The organism is Arhodomonas sp. KWT (assembly GCF_010993615.1).
On record NZ_WNXE01000426.1, the window covers coordinates 1 to 1,477 of the forward strand.

Annotated in this window: 1 protein-coding gene and 1 pseudogene; both read right to left on the reverse strand. The window is 73.0% G+C overall.

Annotation, left to right across the window (positions count from 1 at the left end):
* Window positions 1-259: pseudogene (locus tag G7A99_RS19580) on the reverse strand (tRNA 4-thiouridine(8) synthase ThiI); the annotation flags it as partial.
* 235 nt (window positions 260-494) lie between these two features.
* On the reverse strand, window positions 495-1,477 hold a 983-nt coding region (locus tag G7A99_RS19585), incomplete at its 5' end, for an ATP-binding protein (RefSeq protein WP_163143388.1).

Below are 1,477 nucleotides of genomic sequence, written 5' to 3' on the forward strand. Positions count from 1 at the left end.
GGGGGAAGAACACCGCCGGCGCGAAGGTTGCGACGCCGGCGGTCTCGCCGACCGCCTCCAGCGCGCGTTCCAGCGCGGCGGCGTTCGGGTCGCGGGGATGGACGGTGATGCGGTCGCGGCCGCGGTGCACCTCCCAGTCCAGGCCCTCGCTCTGGAGGCGGATCTTGATGTTGCGCTTGAGCCGGCTCTCGAAGTCGCGGCGGTTCCGCCCCTTCAGGGCCACCTCGGCGTAGTGCACGAGTATGCGGTTGCAGTTCATTGCGGTCCGGGTCGGGGTTCGACAGGGGCACGTATTCTATGCGTTAACCCGGCCCTCTGTCGTCCACCGTCGCCCGCCACGCACAGGAGGCAGTGCCGGCGCTGCATCCGGAGGCCAGGGATACCGCGCTGTCCGGCATCGTTCCAGGCCCGGGACCCGCGGTCCGGGGGCTCACGCCGGCCGACAGTGGCGCGTCGTCGCCCGGAACGGCGGCCACATCCCCTGGCGGCCGGGGTCAGCCGTCCTCACCGCCGGGCAGGATGAGGGTCACGCGGGTGCCTCCCAGTTCCGGGGCCCCGTCCAGTGCCAGCGTGCCGCCGGCCTGTCCAGCGAGCTCGCGGACCACCGCAAGACCAATGCCCTGGCCGTCGCCGCCGGTGTCCAGACGCCGGCCGCGGGTGAGCGCGGCCTCGCGCACGTCAGCGGCGATGCCCGGGCCGTTGTCATCCACGTCGATACGGATGCGCCGCCCGCCGCCGTCGTCCGCGGCGGTGACGGCAACGTGGCCGGCGCCGTAGCGCCAGGCGTTGTCCAGGATGTTGCCGAGCATCTCCATGAGGTCGTCTTCGGTGCCGGCATACCAGAGGCCGTCGGGGCAGTGCACCTGCAGCTCGACGTCGCGCTCCAGCCGGGCATGGTGCAGCGCCCGGGCGAGGCGGTGGATCACGGGCGCCACCGCCGTGCGGCCGCCACCTTCCAGCCGCCCTGCGCCGCTGCGGCGCACGTGGTACTCGATCTGTCGGTCGATGCGGGTGATCTGCTCGGCAGCGGCGTCCAGGTCCGCCGGTGTGCGGCTGGCCAGGGCGCCGCGTATCACCGCGAGCGGGGTCTTCAGGCTGTGGGCGAGATTGTCCAGGGTCTCGCGGTAGCGCCGCGTGCGCTCGCGCTCGCCGTCGGCGAGGCGGTTGATGTTGTCCGTGAGCACGGCGATCTCCCGCGGGTGATGGCCGCCGAGGCGGTCACGCCAGCCGCGGTGCATGGCGTCGACTTCGGCGGTGACCCGCCGCAGCGGCGCGAGGCCCCAGCGCAGGGTCAGCCACAGGGCGAGCAGCAGCCCGGCACAGCCCACACTCATCCAGGCCCAGAGGGTGCGGCGGAAACCGGCGATGCTGGCGCGATAGGCCTCGTCCCCGGCGATCAGGGTGATGCTGAAGCGCCGGGTGGGGCCGGATAGCGGCTCCCAGGACACGCCGTAGTCCATGCGGAAGCGCCCGTCAC